Below are 2,304 nucleotides of genomic sequence, written 5' to 3' on the forward strand. Positions count from 1 at the left end.
CGGGGGGGCGCCCCACCACATACCGGCGGCGCGGCGTGGTGAGATGGAGCCTCGGACCTCGAGAGGACGCGGTGACGGCGATGCCCGATGAGCGCACTGCCCGGCGATCGGCCGAAACCGACCTGTTCGACTACGACGCGGAACTGCGCCCGCACAATGCACTCTTCCGTGCCGCCGCCCGCGTCGGCGCCCGCGACCGGGTGCTCGACATCGGTTGCGGCACCGGCCTGACCACGCGCGAGGCCGCCCGCGCCGCCGTCGACGGGAGTGCGCTGGGTGTCGACGTCTCGGCGCCGATGCTCGACCAGGCTCGTCGCCTCAGCGACGACGAGCAGCTGACCAACATCGCTTTCGAGCAGGCGGATGCGCAGGTTCATCCGTTCCCGCCCGCGTCTTTCGATCTCTGCATCAGCCGGTTCGGTTCGATGTTCTTCGCCGATCCGGTCGCCGCGTTCACCAATATCGGGCGGGCACTCCGGCCGGGCGCACGGCTGGTGCTGCTGGTCTGGCAGGAGCACGACCGCAACGAGTGGGCGTCCGCGCTGGTGCGGATCCGCGCCGCGGCGCCGGCCGACGGTCCAGGTCCGTTCGCCCTCGCCGACCCGGTGACCACCGAAACCATCCTGGCGGCGGCCGGGTTCACCGACATCGAATTCACCGACGTGCACGAGCCGGTCTACTACGGCGCGGACAGCGAGGCGGCCCTCGCCAACCTGTCCCGCCTGCAGGGATTCCGGGACATGTTCGCCGCTCTCGACGCCGACGCGGCCGGGCGAACTCGCGCGCGGTTGCTCGCGACCCTCGCCGAGCACACGAGCGACACCGGCGTGTTTTTCGATTCGCGGGCCTGGATCGTCACCGCCCGTCGTTGAGTTCGCACGAGCCCTGAATCCTTTCGGCCGGCCGCTGCCTCTTATCTGTGTCCCGACACAATGTCGGGACCGGATACGGAGGTTTGTTGTGATCATCGGAATCGGTGTTGTGGTCGGCCTGGTGGCGTTGTGCACGTGCATGGTCGTTGTGAAGCGCAAACGAGCCGGGCGTGGCTGAGTCGACCTGGCCCGACCACCAGCTGATCGTCGCGGCGCAGGGTGGCGATGTGGATTCGATCGCCGCGCTGGTGTCGGGCGCGCACCCGAACATCCAGCGCTTCGCCCGATCCCTGTGCGCCACACCGGAAGACGCCGAGGACGCGGCGCAGGAAGCACTGATCATCCTGTACCGCAAGATCGGGATGCTGCGGGCCTCCGGCGCACTGGCGTCGTGGATGTTCCGCATCGTCCGCAACGAGTGCCTGCGGCGAGCACGGGTGGCGCTGCGAGATCACCCGCCGGTGCCGGACATCGCCGCTGCCGCCTCGGCCGAGGACGAGGTCCTGCAACGCCTGGAAGCGGGGCGGGTCGCGGCCGCGGTCGCCGCCCTGCCCGCCGATCAGCGTCGCGTCCTGATCATGCGCGACATCCAGGGCTACAGCGGACGGTTGGTCGCCGATGCCCTCGGACTGAGTACCGCCGCGATGAAGTCACGCCTGCACCGAGCACGCGCGACGGTACGCGAAACACTGCAATCCGCATCCGACCTGGTTCCTGGAGGAAACGATGACCGGAACGAAACCTGACAGCCCCGACTTCGCCAGCTCATCCCTACCGAAACACCTGGCCCGCGGCACAGTGGGCTTCGCCGCCCTGATCGGCTCGGTCGCCCTGATCCCACTCGTCGGCCCGGCCGGCCTGCTCCTCCTGCCCGTCGGGCTGATCGCGCTGCGCGGCTGCCCGACCTGCTGGGCGATCGGGTTGATGCAGACGATATCGAGGGGTCGGCTGCAGCGCTCGTGCGAGGACGGTGCGTGCAAGCTGACCGTCGCCGGGCACGACGAGCACCGTACGAAGGTCGCCTCGTAGTCCACGGCAACGGTTTCAGGGTGTGCCCCACGTGAGGGCGTGGGGCACACTCTCTTTCGCTCGCAGAGCGCTAACCCCAGCCACGCTGAGGCGGTGCCGCACCCTGAGCGGGTCACCGGGCGTCGTCGTCGCCGGACTACGCATCAGCAGGCTGTACGCCGGGTTTCTTTGCGCCGCTCTTCAAGGCCAGCCCCTTGACCGGTCTAGCGGGGGCCGGGGCATCTGAGCTCTCAGCAGAGGCCGACTTCTCCTTGGCCTTCGCGCCGGGGGCCTTGGCGGCACCCTTCATGCCCAGACCGCCACCGGGCGCCTTGGCGGCACCCTTCATCCCGAGGCCACCACCGGCAGGCGCGGCCTTCGGCGCGGCTTCGGTCGCGACCTCGGCGACCGGAGCCGGTTCCGG

The 2,304-nt window shown here is 69.6% G+C and carries 4 protein-coding genes; 3 read left to right on the plus strand and 1 reads right to left on the minus strand.

The features are described 5' to 3' along the window. Positions 1 to 80 precede the first annotated feature (80 nt). The 3 genes from ACFWF2_RS33525 to ACFWF2_RS33535 all read left to right on the plus strand — a co-directional run bounded on the left by ACFWF2_RS33525 (position 81) and on the right by ACFWF2_RS33535 (position 1,901). Positions 81 to 872 carry a class I SAM-dependent methyltransferase gene (locus tag ACFWF2_RS33525; protein ID WP_379311495.1) on the plus strand — a complete coding sequence of 264 codons (792 nt, stop codon included), beginning with the start codon at positions 81 to 83 and terminating at the stop codon, positions 870 to 872. A 170-nt stretch (positions 873 to 1,042) separates the two neighbouring features. Further along, the gene (locus ACFWF2_RS33530; RefSeq protein ID WP_379311496.1) at positions 1,043 to 1,618 is read left to right on the plus strand and encodes an RNA polymerase sigma factor; all 576 of its coding nucleotides are present in this window, start codon (positions 1,043 to 1,045) and stop codon (positions 1,616 to 1,618) included. Further along, entirely contained in the window at positions 1,599 to 1,901 is a 303-nt protein-coding gene (locus ACFWF2_RS33535; protein WP_379311497.1) for a hypothetical protein, read from the plus strand. Before ACFWF2_RS33530 ends, ACFWF2_RS33535 begins: the two co-directional genes overlap by 20 nt. A 136-nt stretch (positions 1,902 to 2,037) precedes the next feature. Here the strand turns inward: ACFWF2_RS33535 and ACFWF2_RS33540 are convergent. Further along, positions 2,038 to 2,304 (minus strand): hypothetical protein (locus ACFWF2_RS33540; protein ID WP_379311498.1); only part of this gene is annotated, 267 nt, incomplete at its 5' end.

The organism is Nocardia sp. NPDC060259 (assembly GCF_042728775.1).
Taxonomy (GTDB): Bacteria; Actinomycetota; Actinomycetes; order Mycobacteriales; family Mycobacteriaceae; genus Nocardia.